Genomic DNA, 17,266 nt, shown 5'->3' with positions numbered 1-17,266 from the left:
CGGGTAACCGTAAGCCGCGCGCCACGAATTATGCAGCAAGCCGGTCGGCCATGGTCGCGCGCGAGACGTTTTATGCGCAGTGGCTATCGCCTGGATCGAGACGGAACGCGGCGATACCGTAAGTTTCACGCCGCCCAGCGGCGCTCAGCAAACGCTGAAGATCGATCGCATCCTGTACCAGCCCGAAGCATCAGACGATTTCACGCTGTAGTCCGCTCCAGTCATCCGCCGCTGTCATCTACTTTACGATTCGCCGCTTCATTCATTTCGCGCGTAGCGCCTCGCGCCGCTATACCGCGAATTGCAGCGCCGCACACTTGCCAGATCGTCGCAGCGCGGTGTATTGTTTGGCCTGCTTACGCGGGGGTCCTGCGTCATGCGCCGCTTTGAACGAGTCTGAACGAAAGTCGAGCGGCGTATCGCGCGGGTGAGAAATACCCTTTGAACCTGATCTGGATAATGCCAGCGCAGGGAAGCGTCCGGACTTCGCAGCATCGCTACTCACCCACCACAGCGAAGTCCGTCCACGTTCCGTCTCGTCTCCTGCGAAGCTGCTGTTCCCATATTGCTTTGGAGAGAGATACATGAACGCGAACCCGAAGTTCGTTTCCGCCAACGCGCACGTCGACGAAGCCGCGGTCGCGCCGCTGCCCAATTCCCGCAAGATCTACGTCACCGGCTCGCAGCCGGACATTCGCGTGCCGATGCGCGAGATCACGCAGTCGGACACGCCCACGGGCTTCGGCGGCGAGAAGAATCCGCCGATCTACGTCTACGACACCTCGGGTCCCTACACCGACCCCGAAGCGAAGATCGACATTCGCGCGGGCCTGCCCGCACTGCGCCAGCGCTGGATCGAAGCGCGCGGCGACACCGAATCGCTGCCCGGCCTCTCGTCGCAGTACGGCCTCGAGCGTGCCGCCGACCCGGCCACGGCCGAGCTGCGCTTCCCGGGCCTGCACCGCACGCCGCGCCGCGCGCAGGCCGGCAAGAACGTGACGCAGATGCACTATGCGCGTCAGGGCATCGTCACGCCCGAGATGGAGTTCATCGCGATCCGCGAGAACCAGCGCCGCGCCGAGTATCTGGAGAGCCTCAAGGCCAGCGGGCCGAACGGCGCGAAACTCGCCGCGATGATGGGCCGCCAGCACGCGGGCCAGGCGTTCGGTGCCGCGGCCTTCGGCGCCGACGCGCTCCAGGCGATCACGCCCGAGTTCGTGCGCGAGGAAGTGGCGCGCGGCCGCGCGATCATCCCCGCGAACATCAACCACCCGGAAAGCGAGCCGATGATCATCGGCCGCAACTTCCTCGTGAAGATCAATGCGAACATCGGCAATTCGGCCGTGACCTCGTCGATCGGCGAGGAGGTCGACAAGATGACGTGGGCGATCCGCTGGGGCGGCGACACCGTCATGGATCTCTCCACCGGCAAGCACATTCACGAAACGCGCGAGTGGATCATCCGCAACTCGCCGGTGCCCATCGGCACGGTGCCGATCTACCAGGCGCTCGAAAAGGTCAACGGCAAAGCCGAGGATCTCACGTGGGAAATCTTCCGCGACACGCTCATCGAGCAGGCTGAGCAAGGCGTGGACTACTTCACGATCCACGCGGGCGTGCGCCTGCAATACGTGCCGCTCACGGCCAACCGCATGACGGGCATCGTCTCGCGCGGCGGCTCGATCATGGCCAAGTGGTGCCTCGCCCATCACAAGGAATCCTTCCTTTACGAGCATTTCGAGGATATCTGCGAAATCATGAAGGCCTACGACGTGAGCTTCTCGCTCGGCGACGGCCTGCGTCCCGGCTCGATCTACGACGCCAACGACGAAGCGCAGCTCGGCGAACTGAAAACGCTCGGCGAGCTCACGCAGATCGCGTGGAAGCATGACGTGCAGGTGATGATCGAAGGCCCGGGCCACGTGCCGATGCAGCTCATCAAGGAGAACATGGACCTGCAGCTCGACTGGTGCAAGGAAGCGCCCTTCTACACGCTCGGGCCGCTCACCACCGACATCGCGCCGGGCTACGACCACATCACCTCGGGCATCGGCGCGGCGATGATCGGCTGGTTCGGCACGGCCATGCTCTGCTACGTCACGCCGAAGGAACACCTGGGTCTGCCGAACAAGGACGACGTGAAGGAAGGCATCATCACGTACAAGCTCGCGGCGCACGCGGCCGACCTTGCGAAGGGCCACCCGGGCGCGCAGGTGCGCGACAACGCTTTGTCGAAGGCGCGCTTCGAGTTCCGCTGGGAAGACCAGTTCAACCTCGGCCTCGATCCGGACAAGGCGCGCGAATTCCACGACGAGACGCTGCCCAAAGACTCGGCCAAGGTCGCGCACTTCTGCTCGATGTGCGGCCCGCACTTCTGCTCCATGAAGATCACGCAGGACGTGCGCGACTTCGCGGCGAAGCAGGGCATGAGCGACGACGAAGCGCTGAAGAAGGGCATGGAAGTGAAGGCCGTGGAGTTCATCAAGCAGGGCGGCGAGATCTACCAGCGCCAGTAACGCGCCTTGCGCGAGCCTGGAAACACTCTCTTACGATTCCAACGACTCGCTGACAAACGCGAACAACCAGATACGGGATCGGCCGATACGATGGGTTTGTCGGCGCGGTGGACTGCGCCGGACCCACACAACGACAACGACAGGCAATATCGGCAATCAGAGAGGCAGCGCGGCGCATACCCGGTTACGGGATGCGCCGCGTTTCATTTGGAACTGCCCATTGCGTGCCCATCGCATTCCCCCGCGCGTACTATTCGGTGCCGGACCGTATTTTCCCTGCTTGACACTCCACCTGCATTTTCTATGCTCGACGTGGGCATCGGGGATTGAAACACCGCCTTAATTCATGTTCACGCCCACCTTCGCAAGCGCCCCGGCGCAATGAGCCGCATCGATTGCGCCGATTCCAGACAGCACAAAGGAGACGCCATGTTTCACCAGCTGTTGACTCCCATCGGTAATTCGCTATTGCCTTCGTTCATCGTCGCCGCACTCCCCATCGTCACCGTGCTCGTCCTGCTGGGCTGGGCACGGCGCCCGGCGTGGCAGGCCTCGCTCGCCGGCCTCGTGGTCGGCCTCATCGTCGCCATCTTCGGCTGGCAGTTCCCGGCCGGCCTCGCCTTCGACTCCGTCGCCGCCGGCATCGTGTTCGCGCTGTGGCCGGTCATGTGGATCGTGGTCGCGGCAATCCTGCTCTACAACATCGCGCTGCGCTCGGGGCGCTTCGCCGCCTTTCGCATGTGGATGCTCGACAACCTGCCCAACGACCGGCGCATCGTGCTCGTGGTGATCGGCTTCTCGTTCGGGGCGCTGTTCGAAGGAATCTCCGGATTCGGCACCCCGGTCGCGATCACGAGCTCGCTCCTCATCATGCTCGGCTTCCCGACCCTCGAGGCGCTCACCTTCACGCTGATCTTCAACACGGCGCCGGTGGCTTTCGGCGCGCTTGGCGTGCCGATCACCGTGCTCGGCGCGGTCACGCACCTGCCCGCCGACGTGCTCGGACAGATGGTGGGCCGCCAGCTGCCGTTCTTCGCGCTCGCACTGCCGTTCTACGTGATCGCAATCTACGCGGGCGTGGGCGGCATGCTGCGCATCTGGCCCGTGCTGCTCGTGGCCGGCGGCAGCTTCTCCCTCACGCAGTTCGTGACCTCGAACTACGTCAACTACAGCCTGACCGACGTGCTCTCGTCGCTCGTCTCGCTGATCGTCACCATCGCGTTCCTGCGCGTATGGAAACCGGCGCCCGATCCGCAGTTCGAGATCCGCGTCGACCGCGCCAAGGAAGTGCGCGGCAACGTGCCGGGCGTGCAAGGCTGGTATCCGTGGCTGATCGTCTCGGTGGTCGTGATCCTCTGGACCATCGCAAAGGTCTTCGCGATCGGCGACGTGAAGCTGCCCTGGCCCGGCCTCGACAAGGCCGTGTACATCACGCTCTACAAGGTGCCTTACGGTGCCGTCTGGGACTTCCAGCCGCTCGCCACCGGCACGGCAATCCTCGTGGCGGCGATCATCACGGCCCTCGTCGTGCGCCTCAAGCTCGCCGATTTCTGCGGCGCCATCGTCGATACCTGGGTGCAGACGCGCATCGCCATCCTGACCGTCGCGGCGATCGTCGGACTCGCGTATCTGATGAACTACTCGGGGCTCACCTATACGCTCGGTCTCGGCGCCGCTTCGGTGGGCGCGTTCTTCCCGCTCGTCTCGGCGTTCCTCGGCTGGGTGGCCGTATTCCTCTCGGGCAGCGACACCTCGGGCAATGCGCTCTTCGGCAACCTCCAGGTGGTCGCCGCGCATCAGCTCAACCTGAACCCCGTGCTGATGGCCGCGACCAACTCGTCGGGCGGCGTGATGGGCAAGATGATCTCGCCGCAGAACATCTCGACGGGCGTCGCCACGACCGAGCTCAAAGGCAAGGAAGGCCACGTGTTCGCCCGCACCTTCCGGCACTCGATCCTGTTGACGGTGCTGCTCGGCGTCCTCGTCTGGCTGCAGCAGAACGTGTTCACGTGGATGATCCCGCACTGAGCAGCAAGCCCGCAGCGGGGGCGTTGTCGAGGACGTAAAAAAGCCCGCCTGCGCGCATTGCGCAGGCGGGCTTACTTCGGGCGCCGGGAGTCGAGCCCGAACTCTTACTGCAGTTCCGAGACCACGAGGCTCATGATCTCCTGAGCGGGGCGCGAGGTGTCGACCTGCCCCTTGTCGTCGACGACGGCGATACGCGTCTGGTTCTCGGTGACGGCGCGCACGTTCAGCATGTACTGCTTCGCTTCCTTCTCCTTGCGGCCATGGAACACCTGGTTCCAGAAGCCCTGTTCGTCGGACGTCATGTCCTTCGGATCGACGTAGCGAATGTAGTAGATGCCCTTCGAGCGGTCGCTGTCGTCCACCGTGAAGTTCGCGCGGTCGAGCGCATGGCCCACGCGCAGCCAGGCGTTGTCGTACGGCTCGCCGAGCGTGAGCTCGGTGGACGTGTAATGGCCGCCCGTTTCGGCCGCTTGCGCCTGACCCTTGCCGGGCTGCTGGCCGGTGCCCGACTGCTGGCCCGCTGCCGCCACGTTCTGCGCGGCGACGGCGGCCGCGGCCGTATCCGGAGCGGCCGACTGCGAACCGATCGCGCCATTGGCCTTGCTCTTGGCGGTCGCGTCGGCCGCGTCGGCGATCTGCACGTCGGGCACGCCCGGCTTCGCGCGCGAGAGCGTCAGCATGAGGCGCTTCAGATACTCGGTTTCGAGTGCGGGATCGTTGGGCTTCGGCACCCACTTGCTGCTCTCGTCGTTGGTGCCCGAAATTTCCTCGGTGAGGCCCTTCTGGCTGACGAAGATATAAGTGCCGCCGGTCGGCGACGTTTCGAGACGCGTGCGGTACTTGTTGCGCTCCGCGCCGACGTAGGAGTTGCCCATGGCCCACGTGAGCGAATTGCGGATGATGCCGTCCGAGATCTTCGGACGCGTCTCGTTCCAGTCGGTTTCCATCAAGCCCTTGTCGCGCTGGTCGACCACCAGCAGGAAGCCCTGCTCCTGCCAGAAGCGGCGCACCTGAGCCCAGACCTGGTCGGGCGTCTTATCGTCGATGACGAGCCAGCTTTCCGTGCCGTCACGCTGGATATGCATGCCGGGCACCTGCGGCAGCACCTGGTTCACGTCCGACGGCGGCGCGTCGCTCTGAACTTGCTTGAGCGTGGAAAGCGAGGTCTCGCCGCCCTGCGGAGCCGTCGAACGCTGGTCCGGCGTTTCGTCGAGCAGATTCGGCGGCACAGCAAGCGAGGACTCCTTCGCCTTCTGGTCACTGCGGTAATCGATCTTGGTCGGCGACGGCGTGCTGCAGCCGGCGACCAGCCCGCCCGCCATCAGAAGCGCGACGGCGCGGATGGCAAGACGTTGATGAAAATCACTCATGTTCGGGTAATCCTTCGGCTACGCCACGGCCAGTTTCCGTGGATCAACCAGCCATTTTACCGGGCGAGGGGCACCCTGTGCAAAAACCGCCGTGCGGCGCGGCATCGCCAGGTCTGTCGGACGCCTCCCAGGGAGGTGAAGCTCGGTATTCTAACGTTTCTCAACATCCAGAAAACCCCTCTCCCCCTCCTTTCGCGGAGATTTTTTCTTTTTATTTCAAAGCATTAAAGAGAAGCGGCGGCGCGAGGCAACGCCAGGCGGCGTCAGTCCTCGGCCGCGTGCGGGTCGGGCGTCGTTTTGGCGAGTTCCGGGGGAGCAAGCCAACGGAAGGAAACGAGGCCGGATTCGTTGAAGAGACATTCGGCGGCGGCCGGCGTATGCGCCGGCTTCTTGATGCCCAGCTTCTGGGCGAGCGCCGCGACCGGCGTGCCAGGCTTGGGCTCGGCCTTGACCGCCGAAGCGCCCGATGCCGCAGCCGCCACCGCCGCCCCGCTCGCCGCCGCGGGCGAGGACGCGCCCAGCGCTGCCGCGGCCGGCGTGCCCGATGCTGCGGATGCCGCGGACGCGACCGATACCGCCGACGCACCCGACGCAGCTTCGGCCGCGAAAGCCGCCGATGCGCCCGAGGCCTCGACCGCCGGCTTCAGCGGTTTGTCGAAGTGCCCTTCGACCACGACACGCTGGCCGCGATAGGAGACCCCGCTGCTCGTCACGGAAAGCGCACCAAGCGACGCTTCCGCGAACCGGTGCCGCATCTCGTCTTCGCACGTGCTGGGGTTGCGGTATTGCGCAACGCATCCCGCCAGCAGGGTGACAACGGCCGCAAGGCCGACGAAGCAGGCTTTCCGTTTGTTCATCGCGATTCCGTATTCAGGCTGCCGCAATTGTAGCCGAAGGGCCATGGCACGCTGCGGCGCCCCGCAGCGCGGCCGCGCGTTTTCACCGCGCGCAGGCCTGCCATCGTCTGCAATACGAAATCCACCGGCGCGAAGGATAGCGCCCGACCCGCGAGGACGGCCGGCCACTCACGCTCATGCGCCGCCCGATCAGGCGGACTTCGCCTTGCCCGCGCCCTTGCCGTTCTTTTTCTTCGGCGGCGCAGGCGGCTCTGCCGTCACGTCGTCGGCGGCGATATCCGCGGCAATCGCCTTGCCGTCCGGCACCGGATCGGCGGCGCCGTCCTTCGCCTTTTTGGCGGGCTTGCCCTCCTTCACGTCGGCCGGCACGGTGAGCTTGTTGAACGTGGTCTCGCCGCTCGTCTTGTCGTAGCCGATCTCGACGGTGTCGCCCGACTGCAGCGCATCGCCCAGAATCTCCTTCGCCAGCCGCGTTTCCACTTGCTGCCGGATCTGCCGCTTCAGTTCGCGCGCGCCGAACTCGGGCTGATAGCCGGCCTCCACCAGATGATCGACGAGCGCCTCGCTCATCTTCAGCGTGATGTCCTGCGCCGCCGCCGTGCGCACCACCCGGTCGAGCTGGATCTGCACGATCGAGCGGATGTTCTCCTTCGAGAGCGCATGGAACACGATGACCTCGTCGATGCGGTTCAGGAACTCCGGCCGGAAGTGGCCCTTGAGCACCTTCATGAGTTCGTCGCGCACGGCCTTGTCGCTCTTGCGCTGCGCCTCGGGCTGCTCCAGGTTCTCCATGATGATCGAGGCGCCCAGGTTGCTCGTGGCGATGATGATCGTGTTGCTGAAGTCCACCACGCGGCCCTTGCCGTCGGTCAACCGCCCGTCGTCGAACACCTGCAGCAGCACGTTGTAGACGTCCGGGTGCGCCTTCTCGATCTCGTCGAGCAGGATCACGCTATAGGGCCGACGCCGCACGCGCTCGGTCAGTTGCCCGCCCTCGTCGTAGCCCACGTAGCCCGGCGGTGCGCCAATGAGGCGAGCGACCGCATGGCGCTCCATGTACTCGCTCATGTCGATGCGGATGATGGCCTGCTCGTCGCCGAACACGCTTTCCGCCAGCGCTTTCGCGAGCTCGGTCTTGCCCACCCCCGTCGGCCCGAGGAACAGGAACGTCGCGATCGGCCGGTGCTCCTGGCCGAGACCCGCGCGCGAGAGACGCACCGCATCGCTCACGGCGACCACGGCGTCGTTCTGGCCCACCACGCGCTCGCGCAGCTTGTCCTCCATCTTCAAGAGCTTCTGGCGCTCTTCCTGCGTGAGGTCCGCAACCGGTATGCCGGTGAGGCGCGACACCACTTCGGCAATCGAAGCCACCGTCACTTCCAGCGTCTCGGAACCGGTCTTGCGCTGCCACGCTTCCATCTGCCCGTCGAGCTGCTTCTGCTTCTCGCCGATGCGTTCCTCGAAGCCCTTCGCCGCGTCGTACCGCTTGCGCGAGGCCGCGTAGTCCTGCTCGCGCTTGAGCTGCGCGATCTCCGCTTCGAGCTCCTGAATGTCCGCGGGCCGCGACGTGGCGCTGATGCGCACGCGCGCCGCCGCCTGGTCGATCAGGTCGATGGCCTTGTCGGGCAGGAAGCGCGAGGTGATGTAGCGGTCCGAAAGCTCGGCGGCGGCCACGAATGCGTCGTCGGCGAAGGTCACCTGGTGGTGGGCCTCCAGCTTGTCGCGCAGGCCGCGCAGGATCACGATGGTCTGCTCGACCGTGGGCTCCGGCACGAGCACCGGCTGGAAGCGCCTCTCGAGCGCCGCGTCCTTTTCGATGTACTTCTGGTATTCGTTGAGCGTCGTCGCGCCAATGAGGCTCAGCTCGCCGCGCGCGAGCGCGGGCTTGAGCACGTTCGCGATGTCGAGGCCGCCTTCGCCGCCGCCCTGTCCGGCACCGACGATCGTGTGCAGTTCGTCGATGAAAAGGATCAGCTCGTCGTTCTTCGCGCTCACCTCGTCGATCAGCTGCTTCGCGCGCTCCTCGAACTCGCCGCGATACTTCGCGCCCGCCACCATCGAGTTGATGTTGACCTCGACAAGGCGCTTGCCGCGCAGCACTTCCGGCACGTCGCCATTGACGATGCGCTGCGCGAGCCCTTCCACGATGGCCGTCTTGCCCACACCCGGCTCGCCGATCAGCACCGGATTGTTTTTCTTGCGGCGCGCGAGCACTTCGATCGTGTTTTCGATCTCCTGCGCACGGCCGAGCACGGGGTCGAGCTTGCCCTGGCGCGCCATGGCGGTGAGGTCGCGCCCGAACTTGTCGAGATTCGGCGTGCCCGTGGGCGCCTCCACGCGGCCGTCCTCCGCGCCCTTGCCCACTACTTTCACGACTTTCTGGCGCAGCGCCTCGGGCGTCACGCCGTACTTCTTCAGCAGCGTGCCCGCGATGCTGTCGGGCACGGCCGCGAGACCGATGAGCAGATGCTCGGGCCCGACGTACGAGTGCCCCAGATCGCGCGAAGCCTGAAATGCGAACTGGAACGCTTTTTTCAGGCGCGGCGAGACGGTCATCTTGTCGAGTGCGTCGTCGCCGGCGGTGCCTTGTCTCGCGTGCTCATCGATATAGTTCCTGATGTCCTGGGGCGAGAGCTTCAGTTCCTTGAGGAGTGCTGCGCAGACATCCGTATCGGCCAGCACGTACAGCACATGCTCCGTATCGAGCTCCTTGCGGTGCAGTTCGTGGGCCTTTTCGGCCGCGCGCTGCAGCAGTTCCATCGTTTGTTCGCTGAAGGCGTCCGTAGCATCCACGGACTCGCGCGGCACTTCGGCCGCAAGGCCCGGCCCCTCGTCGTCGTGGACTCCTTCGCCGCCGAGTCCGCCGAAGAAGCGCGACAGCCCGTTGCCGCCCAGCAGTGAATCGAACGGATTGAGCATGCTTTGATGGCGCATCAGTTGCCGGTAGTCGTAATCGCAGATCGACAGCGATTTGCGCTGGCCGTCCTGCACGACAGTCACACGTGCGACGGCGGGCCGGGCATTGCAGATTTCACATAGGGCTGGCATGGTCGACTTGTCTCCGGTTCGGAGCCGCACGGCGCGCGGCCATGCGGCCCGGCGCAACGCAACGGTGCGCCGGAAAAGTGACGAAGCGGCAGGCGGCGCGCGGGGAGCGCGGCGCTGCGGCGGACGAGCCCCGTGCCGCCGGCGGGATCGCGCGCGTGCGCAGGAACCGGGCAGCACAGGTCGAAAATATTCTGGCAGGAATTGGCGTTGCACGCGCGCTGCGTGCAACGCCCTCATACGCAAAACAAGAAGAATCTCTTCTACCGATACCTCATAGCAATGCGTTTGCAATCGGCTTTTGCAATCGCACAATCAGCGCCGGTTCGACCCCGAAACCACGTCGATCCAGACGGCGAGCACGAGAATGCCGCCCTTCACGATCATCTGCCAGTAAGCATCGACGTCGAGCATCGACATGCCGTTGTCGAGACTCGCCATCACGAGCGCGCCGATCAGCGCGCCGTAAACCGTGCCGGAGCCGCCGCGCATCGAAGTGCCGCCGATGAAGCACGCCGCGATCGCGTCGAGCTCGCCCATCGTGCCCGCCGAAGGCGAACCCGCTGCGAGACGCGCCGTGTTGACGATGCCGGCGAACGCGCACATGAGCCCCATGAGCGCGAAGATCGCGAGCTTCACGCGGTTCGTGTTGACGCCCGAAAGACGCGTGGCTTCGAGATTCGAACCCACCGCGTAGATGCGGCGGCCGAACACCGTCTGCGTCGCGATCCACGTGAAAATGCCGAGCATTGCGAGCAGCAGCAGCACGGGCACGGGAATGCCGCCGTAGCTGTCGAGCGTCACGACGAACGCCAGCACGATCGCGCCGGCGCCCGCAATCTTCACGCCATCCTGCCAGACCGGCACGACCGGCAGTTGATAGCGCCGCCGGTTCGCGCGCTGGCGCACCGTAAGGAGCGCCAGCAGCAGGAACAGCGCCAGTGCGAGCACGTCACCCACGAGGCGCGGCAGATAGCCCTGGCCGATGAAGACGAAGTTGTCCGAGACCGGCGCAATCGTCGATCCGCCCGTGATGCCGAGCAGGATGCCGCGATACGCGAGCATGCCGCCCAGCCCCACGATGAACGACGGCACGCGCCGATAGGTGGACCACCAGCCGTTGAACAGCCCGACCAGCACGCCGAGCGCGAGCACGGCCGGGACGGTCGCCACGATCGGCCAGTTGTGATTGGCGTCGAGGATGGCGCCCACGCCGCCCAGCAGGCCCAGTAACGAGCCTACCGACAGATCGATCTCGCCCGCGATGATCACGAACACCATGCCGCACGCAAGCATGCCGGTGACCGACATCTGCCGCAGCAGGTTCGAGACGTTGCGCGGCGTGACGAACGCGCCGTGCGTGAGCACCGAGAAAAACGCCCAGATCGCCGCCACGGCGATGAGCAGCGCGAGGATCTTGTAGCGCGCGAAGAGTTGCTGAAAACGCAGGGCGAAGCCGCTGCCGCCGTGTGGCGCGCTTTCGCGCGCGGGTTGGGAAGTGACGTCGGGGGTCATGCTGCACTCGCTCGGTTGGATGGAGGGCGCGCGCTCTGGATCGCCGCGCCCAGTATGTGTTCCTGTGTCAGGCCCTCGTTGACGAAATCGCCGCGCAGTTCGCCCTCGCCGATCACGAGCACGCGATCGCTGACCCCAAGCACCTCGGGCAGCTCCGACGACACCATCACGATGGCAACGCCGCGCCTCGCCAGCTCGAACATGAGCTTGTAGATCTCGTACTTCGCGCCGACGTCCACGCCGCGTGTGGGCTCGTCGAGAATCAGCACCTTGGGATCGGTGAGCAGCATCTTCGTGAGGACTGCTTTCTGCTGGTTGCCGCCCGAAAGGCTCGCGATCGAGAGCATCGGGTTAGCCGCGCGCACGGAGAGGCGCTGCATCTCCGTGCGGATCGTATCGAGCTCCGCCGCCGTGTCGATGCGGCCGCCCTTCGTATAGCGCTCCAGCACCGAAAGCGTGATGTTGTGGCCCACGCCCAGCTGCGGGACGATGCCGTGGCGCTTGCGGTCCTCGGGCACCATGGCGATGCCGGCGCGGATCGCTTCGAGCGGCGAGCGGATCTTCAGCGCCTTGCCTTCCAGCAGCACCGTCGCCGAGCAGGCACCCGGGTACGAGCCGAAGATGGCCTGCATCGTTTCCGTGCGCCCCGCGCCCACGAGCCCGGCCACGCCGAGAATCTCGCCGCGCCGCACCGTAAACGACACGTCGTCCACGCGCTTGCGGCGCGGATTCGTCACGTCGTAGCAGGTGACGTTGCGCGCCTCGAACACCACCTCGCCGACATCGTGCGGCTCACGCGGAAAGAGGTTGCGGATCTCGCGGCCCACCATCATGGAGATCACGCGATTCGTGGTCATCGTCGCCATCGGCTCGGTGGCCACGTGCCGGCCGTCGCGGATCACCGTGACGGTATCGCACACGGCCTCGACTTCGTCGAGCTTGTGCGAGATGTACACGCAGGCCACGCCGCGCCGCTTGAGGTCGCGCACGATGTCGAGCAGGATTTTCGTTTCGGCGGCGGTGAGCGACGAAGAAGGCTCGTCGAGAATCAGCAGTTTCGCGCGCTTGTTGAGCGCCTTGGCGATCTCGATGAGCTGCTGATGGCCGCCGCCGTAGTTCATCACGGGCTGCGCCACGTTGATGGCGTCGATCTTCAGCTCGCGCAGCAGTTCGTCCGCGCGCCGGTACATGGCCGCGTAGTTCATGCGGCCGCCCGGCAGCGTGATCTCGTTGCCCAGGAAAATATTCTCGGCAACGGAAAGCTCCGGCACGAGCATCAGTTCCTGATGGATGATGACGATGCCGGCACGTTCCGTGTCGCGCACGCTCGCCGCCTTCAGCGTCTCTCCTTCCCAGCGGATCTCGCCATCCCAGCTGCCGTGCGGATAGACACCCGAGAGCACCTTCATGAGCGTCGACTTGCCGGCGCCGTTCTCGCCGCACAGGCCCACGCACTCGCCGGGCCGCACAGTGAGATCGATGCCGTCTAGCGCCTTCACGCCGGCAAAGGATTTGACGATGCCGCGCATCGTCAGCAATGGTTCAGTCATACGGTTTACGCCTCGCTGCTAGGGCCCGCGCGCCTGCCGCCGCCGTGGCGGCAGGCGCGCGGGCCGGCTGCCGTTACTGGCTGGCCAGTTGTTGCTGCGTATAGAAGCCGTCCTTGACCACGATGTCCACATTGCTCTTCGTGAGCAGCGTCGGCTGCAGCAGGACCGTATCGACCTTCTTCTTGCCGTTGTCGTACTGGGCGTTGTAAGCGGGCTGCTCGCCCTTTGCGAGTTCGACGGCAAGCTTCGCGGCCTCGCCTGCGATCAGCTTGAGCGGCTTGTAGACCGTCATCGTCTGCGTGCCGGCGATCACGCGGCGAACCGCTGCGAGATCGGCGTCCTGGCCCGATACCGGCACCTTGCCCGCCAGATGCTGCGCGGCGAGCGCCTGGATCGCGCCGCCCGCCGTGCCGTCGTTCGAGGCCACGACCGCATCGATCTTGTTGTTGTTCGCCGTGAGCGCGTCTTCCATGATGCTGAGCGCGGTCGAGGCGCTCCATTCCGGCACCCACTGCTGGCCGACCACCTTGATGTCGCCGCGGTCGATGGCGGGCTGGAGCACCTTCAACTGGCCTGCGCGCAGCATCTTCGCGTTGTTGTCGGTCGGCGCGCCGCCCAGCAGGAAGTAATTGCCCTTCGGCTTCACGTTATAGACGCCCTGAGCCTGTAGTTCTCCTACCTTTTCATTGTCAAATGAAATGTAGGCGTCGATGTCGGCATCCAGAATCAGGCGGTCATACGAGATGACCTTGATGCCGGCCTTCTTCGCCTCGGCCACCACGTTGCCGAGCGTCTTCGAATTGAACGGCACGATCACGATCACGTCGACGCCGCGCGAAATCAGGTTTTCGATCTGCGAGATCTGGCGCTCCTCGCTGGCGTCGGCCGACTGCACCGACACCTTCGCACCCATCTTTTCCGCGGCCGCGACGAAGTAGTCGCGATCGCGCGACCAGCGCTCGACGCGCAGGTCGTCGATACAGAAGCCGATCTCAGGATGATCCTTGCTTGCGTGCGCAAGCGGCGCCGCCAGCGACAGGCTCGCGAGCACGGCCCCGCATACCAGCGAACCCAGAACCGAACGGCGTTTGGCGAATTTCATGTCTCCACTCCTCTTGATGGTCGAAGGCCATCCCCGCGCAATGCGCGGAAACAGCACGGCTATGGTGGTTGGACGCCCGCGTCGGCACAATGCGGCGCTTCGGCATAACCACAGGACTGCCAGGCATGCGCGGCTGCTTTGGCCGCGCGTTCTTTTTGCGTCACCGGCGCGGGATGAATCAGGCGCCGGTTGCAAAAACCGGTTCGAGTGCGCGATAGAGCGCGCCGAAAGTGGGCCGGCGCGCTTCGCGATACCACGCGTGGCGAGCGGCGTCGGGCTCGCGCACGGCAATCACGGGCGGTTGCGGGCAGACGTCGGCGAGTACGGCGCCGGGTTCGAGCGCGAGATGCGCGAGGCGCGCCGCGCCCAGCGCGGGGCCGACTTCGCCGCCCGCGCGCAGCGTGAGCGCGCGCCCGCTGATATCGGCGAGCATCTGCGTCCACCACGCGCTGCGCGAGCCGCCGCCGATCACCGTGACCGAGTCCGGCACGAGACCCGCGGCATGCAGCGCATCCATGCCGTCGAGCAGTGCGAAGCCCACGCCTTCGAGCGTCGCGTTCGCGAGATCCGCGCGCGTAGTCTGCGGCGTCATGCCGTAGAACACGCCCTTGGCGTTGACGTTGTTGTGCGGCGTGCGCTCGCCGCTCAGATACGGCAGGAACCACGGGCGGCGCGCGTCGGTCTGCGGGTTCGCATGCGCCTCGGCATCGGCGAGCAGGGCCGCCACGTTCTCGTAGCCCGTCAACTGGGCCGTGAAGTCGAGGCAACTGGCCGCGTTCAGCATCACCGACATCAGATGCCAGGTGTGCGGCAGTGCATGGCAGAAGCTGTGCACGGCCGAATCGGGATTGGCGCGAAAGCCGTCCGACACCGCGAAATACACACCCGAGGTGCCGAGCGAGAGCATGGCGTCGCCGGGACGCACGATGCCCACGCCGACCGCGCCCGCCGCGTTGTCGCCGCCGCCCGCCACCACCGGCACTTCGCGCAGGCCGAACTCGCGCGCCAGTTCAGGGCGCAGCGTACCCGTGATCTGGTTGCCTTCGAAAACGCGCGGCATCTGCTCGCGCGTCAGCCCGCAGGCGGCGAGCAAGGCATCGCCATAGTCGCGCTTCGCAATGTCGAGCCAGAGGGTTCCTGCGGCGTCCGAAGCGTCGGTGGCAAACTCGCCCGTCAGCAGATAGCGCAGGTAGTCCTTCGGGAGCAGCACGTGGGCAATGCGTGCGAACACCTCGGGCTCGTGCTTGCGCACCCACAGCAGCTTGGGGGCCGTGAAACCCGGCATCGCCAGATTGCCCGCCACGGCATGCAGTTCGGGAACCGCATGCTCGAGCTCGATACATTCGACATCCGAACGACCGTCGTTCCAGAGAATGGCCGGGCGCAGCACTGCGCCGTTCGCATCGAGCAGCGTGGCGCCGTGCATCTGGCCCGTGAGGCCGATCGCCTCGATGCTCGCGGCCGCGATACCCGCGCCCGCCGCTTCGGCAATCAGCGCGCGCAGCGCCGACCGCGCGGCCTGCCACCAGTCCTGCGGCGCCTGCTCGGACCAGCGCGGCTGCGGGCGGCTCGCCGTGAGCGGCGCGCTCGCGCTGCCGCGCACGTCGCCCGCGCGATCCAGCAGCACGGCCTTCACGCCGGACGTGCCGAGGTCGATTCCGATGAACATGTCTCCATCCTTCTTTGTCGCGCACCCGCACGCCCTGCCGTGGCGGCAAGGCGTGCGCGGAGGCTCAGCGCTGCCCGTAGATCGCCTGGTTGACGATGTTCTCGAGCCGCTCCTGCTGGCCGCTCACATGATGAGGATTCGTGCCGTGCGCGACGGCGTCCGCGGCGAGCGAAGACAGCGAGTAACCGCCGGCCAGGATCTTGCGGCCGAACTCCGTGTCCCAGCCCGCGTAACGTTGCTTGCGCAACTGATCGAGGCGTTCGTTCTCGACCAGCACGGCGGCGCGCTCGAGTGCGATCGCCAGCACGTCGATCGCCCCGGCGTGGCCGTAAAACAGGTCTTCGGGGTCCACGCTCTGACGCCGCACCTTGGCGTCGAAGTTCATGCCGCCGGTCGTGAAGCCGCCGTGGCACAGGATTTCATAGAACGCGAGCGTGAGTTCTTCCACGCTGTTCGGGAACTGGTCGGTATCCCAGCCGTTTTGCGGGTCGCCGCGATTGGCGTCGACGCTGCCGAACACGCCGAGCGCATACGCCGACGCGATTTCATGGTGGAACGAATGGCCCGCGAGCGTGGCATGATTCGCCTCGATGTTCACGCGAATTTCGTTCTGCAGACCGTATTGCGTCAGGAAGCCGTGCACCGTCGCGACATCGTAGTCGTACTGATGCTTGGTGGGCTCCTGCGGCTTCGGCTCGATCAGCAGCGTGCCCGTAAAGCCCGTGCGGTGCTTGTGCTCCACGACCATCGAAAGGAAGCGGGCGAACTGCTCGCGCTCGCGCACGAGGTCGGTGTTGAGCAGCGTTTCGTAGCCTTCGCGGCCGCCCCACAGCACATAGTTCTCGCCGCCCAGCTTGCGCGTGGCGTCGAGCGCGTGGCACACCTGGGTCGCCGCGTAGGCAAACACCTCGGGATTCGGGTTGGTCGCCGCACCCGCCGCATAGCGCGGATTCGAAAAGAGGTTCGCCGTGCCCCATAGCAGCTTCACACCGCTCGCCTGCTGGCGCTCGCCGAGGTAGTCCACCATGCGGGAGAAGTTTTCTGTGTAGTCCTTCAGGTCCTTGCCTTCGGGCGCGACGTCGGTGTCGTGGAACGTGTAGAACGGCGTGCCGAGCTTCGAGAAGAATTCGAAAGCGGCGTCGGCCTTCTGGCGCGCGCGCTCCATGGCGTCGCCGGGCTGGTGCCACGGCCGGTGGAACGAGCCCTGGCCGAAGATGTCGTTGCCGGGCCACACGAACGTATGCCAGTAGCACACCGCAATGCGCAGATGCTCTTCCATCGTCTTGCCGAGCACCTTCTTCGTGCGGTCGTAGTGATGGAAAGCGAGCGGGTTGTCGGACTGCGGCCCCTCGTAGCGGAGCGCGGGAATGGATTCGAAATACGACATGGTGTCTCCAGTCATGTTGCGGCGCAGCGGTGCGCGCCTTGCTGTGTGACGCCATACTGCCCGCCGCGCGCGATGAGCGGCAATTGCGAAATTGCGGGATACCGATAATGTTTCCTGCCGGCCGGACCTCGCTCCCTGCACGCCGGACGCGATGTCGGCCTAAAATAGCCGCACGCTTAAAACACGAGACAACGGACGAGACGCCCCGCGCCGCCAGCCCTTCGCGC

Annotated in this window: 10 protein-coding genes; 2 read left to right on the top strand and 8 right to left on the bottom strand. The window is 65.6% G+C overall.

What is annotated here, in order from left to right; translation table 11 throughout:
• Positions 1–584: 584 nt before the first annotated feature.
• Together thiC and BAC01S_RS03175 are read left to right on the top strand one after the other, a co-directional pair.
• Complete coding sequence (gene thiC / locus BAC01S_RS03180; RefSeq protein ID WP_027793456.1) at positions 585–2,516, top strand: phosphomethylpyrimidine synthase ThiC; 1,932 nt, start codon at positions 585–587, stop codon at positions 2,514–2,516.
• A 429-nt stretch (positions 2,517–2,945) separates the two neighbouring features.
• Positions 2,946–4,544 carry an L-lactate permease gene (locus BAC01S_RS03175; protein WP_027793455.1) on the top strand — a complete coding sequence of 533 codons (1,599 nt, stop codon included), beginning with the start codon at positions 2,946–2,948 and terminating at the stop codon, positions 4,542–4,544.
• 104 nt (positions 4,545–4,648) lie between these two features.
• Here BAC01S_RS03175 and bamC read toward each other — a convergent pair whose 3' ends face one another.
• From bamC to xylA, 8 genes are all read right to left on the bottom strand, one after another.
• Complete coding sequence (bamC, locus tag BAC01S_RS03170) at positions 4,649–5,914, bottom strand: outer membrane protein assembly factor BamC (protein WP_027793454.1); 1,266 nt, start codon at positions 5,912–5,914, stop codon at positions 4,649–4,651.
• Between the two features lie 263 nt (positions 5,915–6,177).
• Complete coding sequence (locus BAC01S_RS30170; protein ID WP_043201030.1) at positions 6,178–6,771, bottom strand: hypothetical protein; 594 nt, start codon at positions 6,769–6,771, stop codon at positions 6,178–6,180.
• A gap of 189 nt (positions 6,772–6,960) precedes the next feature.
• Positions 6,961–9,819, bottom strand: coding sequence for an ATP-dependent Clp protease ATP-binding subunit (locus tag BAC01S_RS03160; protein WP_027793453.1), 2,859 nt, complete (start codon positions 9,817–9,819; stop codon positions 6,961–6,963).
• Between the two features lie 312 nt (positions 9,820–10,131).
• Positions 10,132–11,331: a sugar ABC transporter permease gene (locus BAC01S_RS03155; RefSeq protein ID WP_027793452.1), complete on the bottom strand. Its 1,200-nt coding sequence runs from the start codon at positions 11,329–11,331 to the stop codon at positions 10,132–10,134.
• Entirely contained in the window at positions 11,328–12,869 is a 1,542-nt protein-coding gene (xylG, locus tag BAC01S_RS03150) for a D-xylose ABC transporter ATP-binding protein (protein ID WP_407667906.1), read from the bottom strand. The genes BAC01S_RS03155 and xylG overlap by 4 nt, the downstream gene beginning before the upstream one ends.
• Positions 12,870–12,954: 85 nt before the next feature.
• Positions 12,955–13,983, bottom strand: coding sequence for a D-xylose ABC transporter substrate-binding protein (gene xylF / locus BAC01S_RS03145; RefSeq protein ID WP_027793450.1), 1,029 nt, complete (start codon positions 13,981–13,983; stop codon positions 12,955–12,957).
• 178 nt (positions 13,984–14,161) lie between these two features.
• Positions 14,162–15,652, bottom strand: coding sequence for a xylulokinase (xylB, locus tag BAC01S_RS03140; protein WP_027793449.1), 1,491 nt, complete (start codon positions 15,650–15,652; stop codon positions 14,162–14,164).
• A 64-nt stretch (positions 15,653–15,716) separates the two neighbouring features.
• Positions 15,717–17,039 (bottom strand): xylose isomerase, encoded by a 1,323-nt coding sequence (gene xylA / locus BAC01S_RS03135; protein WP_027793448.1) that lies wholly within the window; start codon positions 17,037–17,039, stop codon positions 15,717–15,719.
• Between the last annotated feature and the right edge of the window lie 227 nt (positions 17,040–17,266).

Source organism: Paraburkholderia acidipaludis NBRC 101816 (genome assembly GCF_000684975.1).
Taxonomy (GTDB): Bacteria; Pseudomonadota; Gammaproteobacteria; order Burkholderiales; family Burkholderiaceae; genus Paraburkholderia; species Paraburkholderia acidipaludis.
Note: the sequence above shows the minus strand (reverse complement) of the source record. Positions and strands in the feature narration are given on the sequence as shown.

Coding starts and splice junctions, on each gene's coding strand:
- xylB (WP_027793449.1), bottom strand. CDS start 15,652: ATGTTCATCGGAATCGACCTCGGCACGTCCGGCGTGAAGGCCGTGCTG.
- BAC01S_RS03155 (WP_027793452.1), bottom strand. CDS start 11,331: ATGACCCCCGACGTCACTTCCCAACCCGCGCGCGAAAGCGCGCCACAC.
- thiC (WP_027793456.1), top strand. CDS start 585: ATGAACGCGAACCCGAAGTTCGTTTCCGCCAACGCGCACGTCGACGAA.
- bamC (WP_027793454.1), bottom strand. CDS start 5,914: ATGAGTGATTTTCATCAACGTCTTGCCATCCGCGCCGTCGCGCTTCTG.
- BAC01S_RS03160 (WP_027793453.1), bottom strand. CDS start 9,819: ATGCCAGCCCTATGTGAAATCTGCAATGCCCGGCCCGCCGTCGCACGT.
- xylA (WP_027793448.1), bottom strand. CDS start 17,039: ATGTCGTATTTCGAATCCATTCCCGCGCTCCGCTACGAGGGGCCGCAG.
- BAC01S_RS03175 (WP_027793455.1), top strand. CDS start 2,946: ATGTTTCACCAGCTGTTGACTCCCATCGGTAATTCGCTATTGCCTTCG.
- xylF (WP_027793450.1), bottom strand. CDS start 13,983: ATGAAATTCGCCAAACGCCGTTCGGTTCTGGGTTCGCTGGTATGCGGG.
- BAC01S_RS30170 (WP_043201030.1), bottom strand. CDS start 6,771: ATGAACAAACGGAAAGCCTGCTTCGTCGGCCTTGCGGCCGTTGTCACC.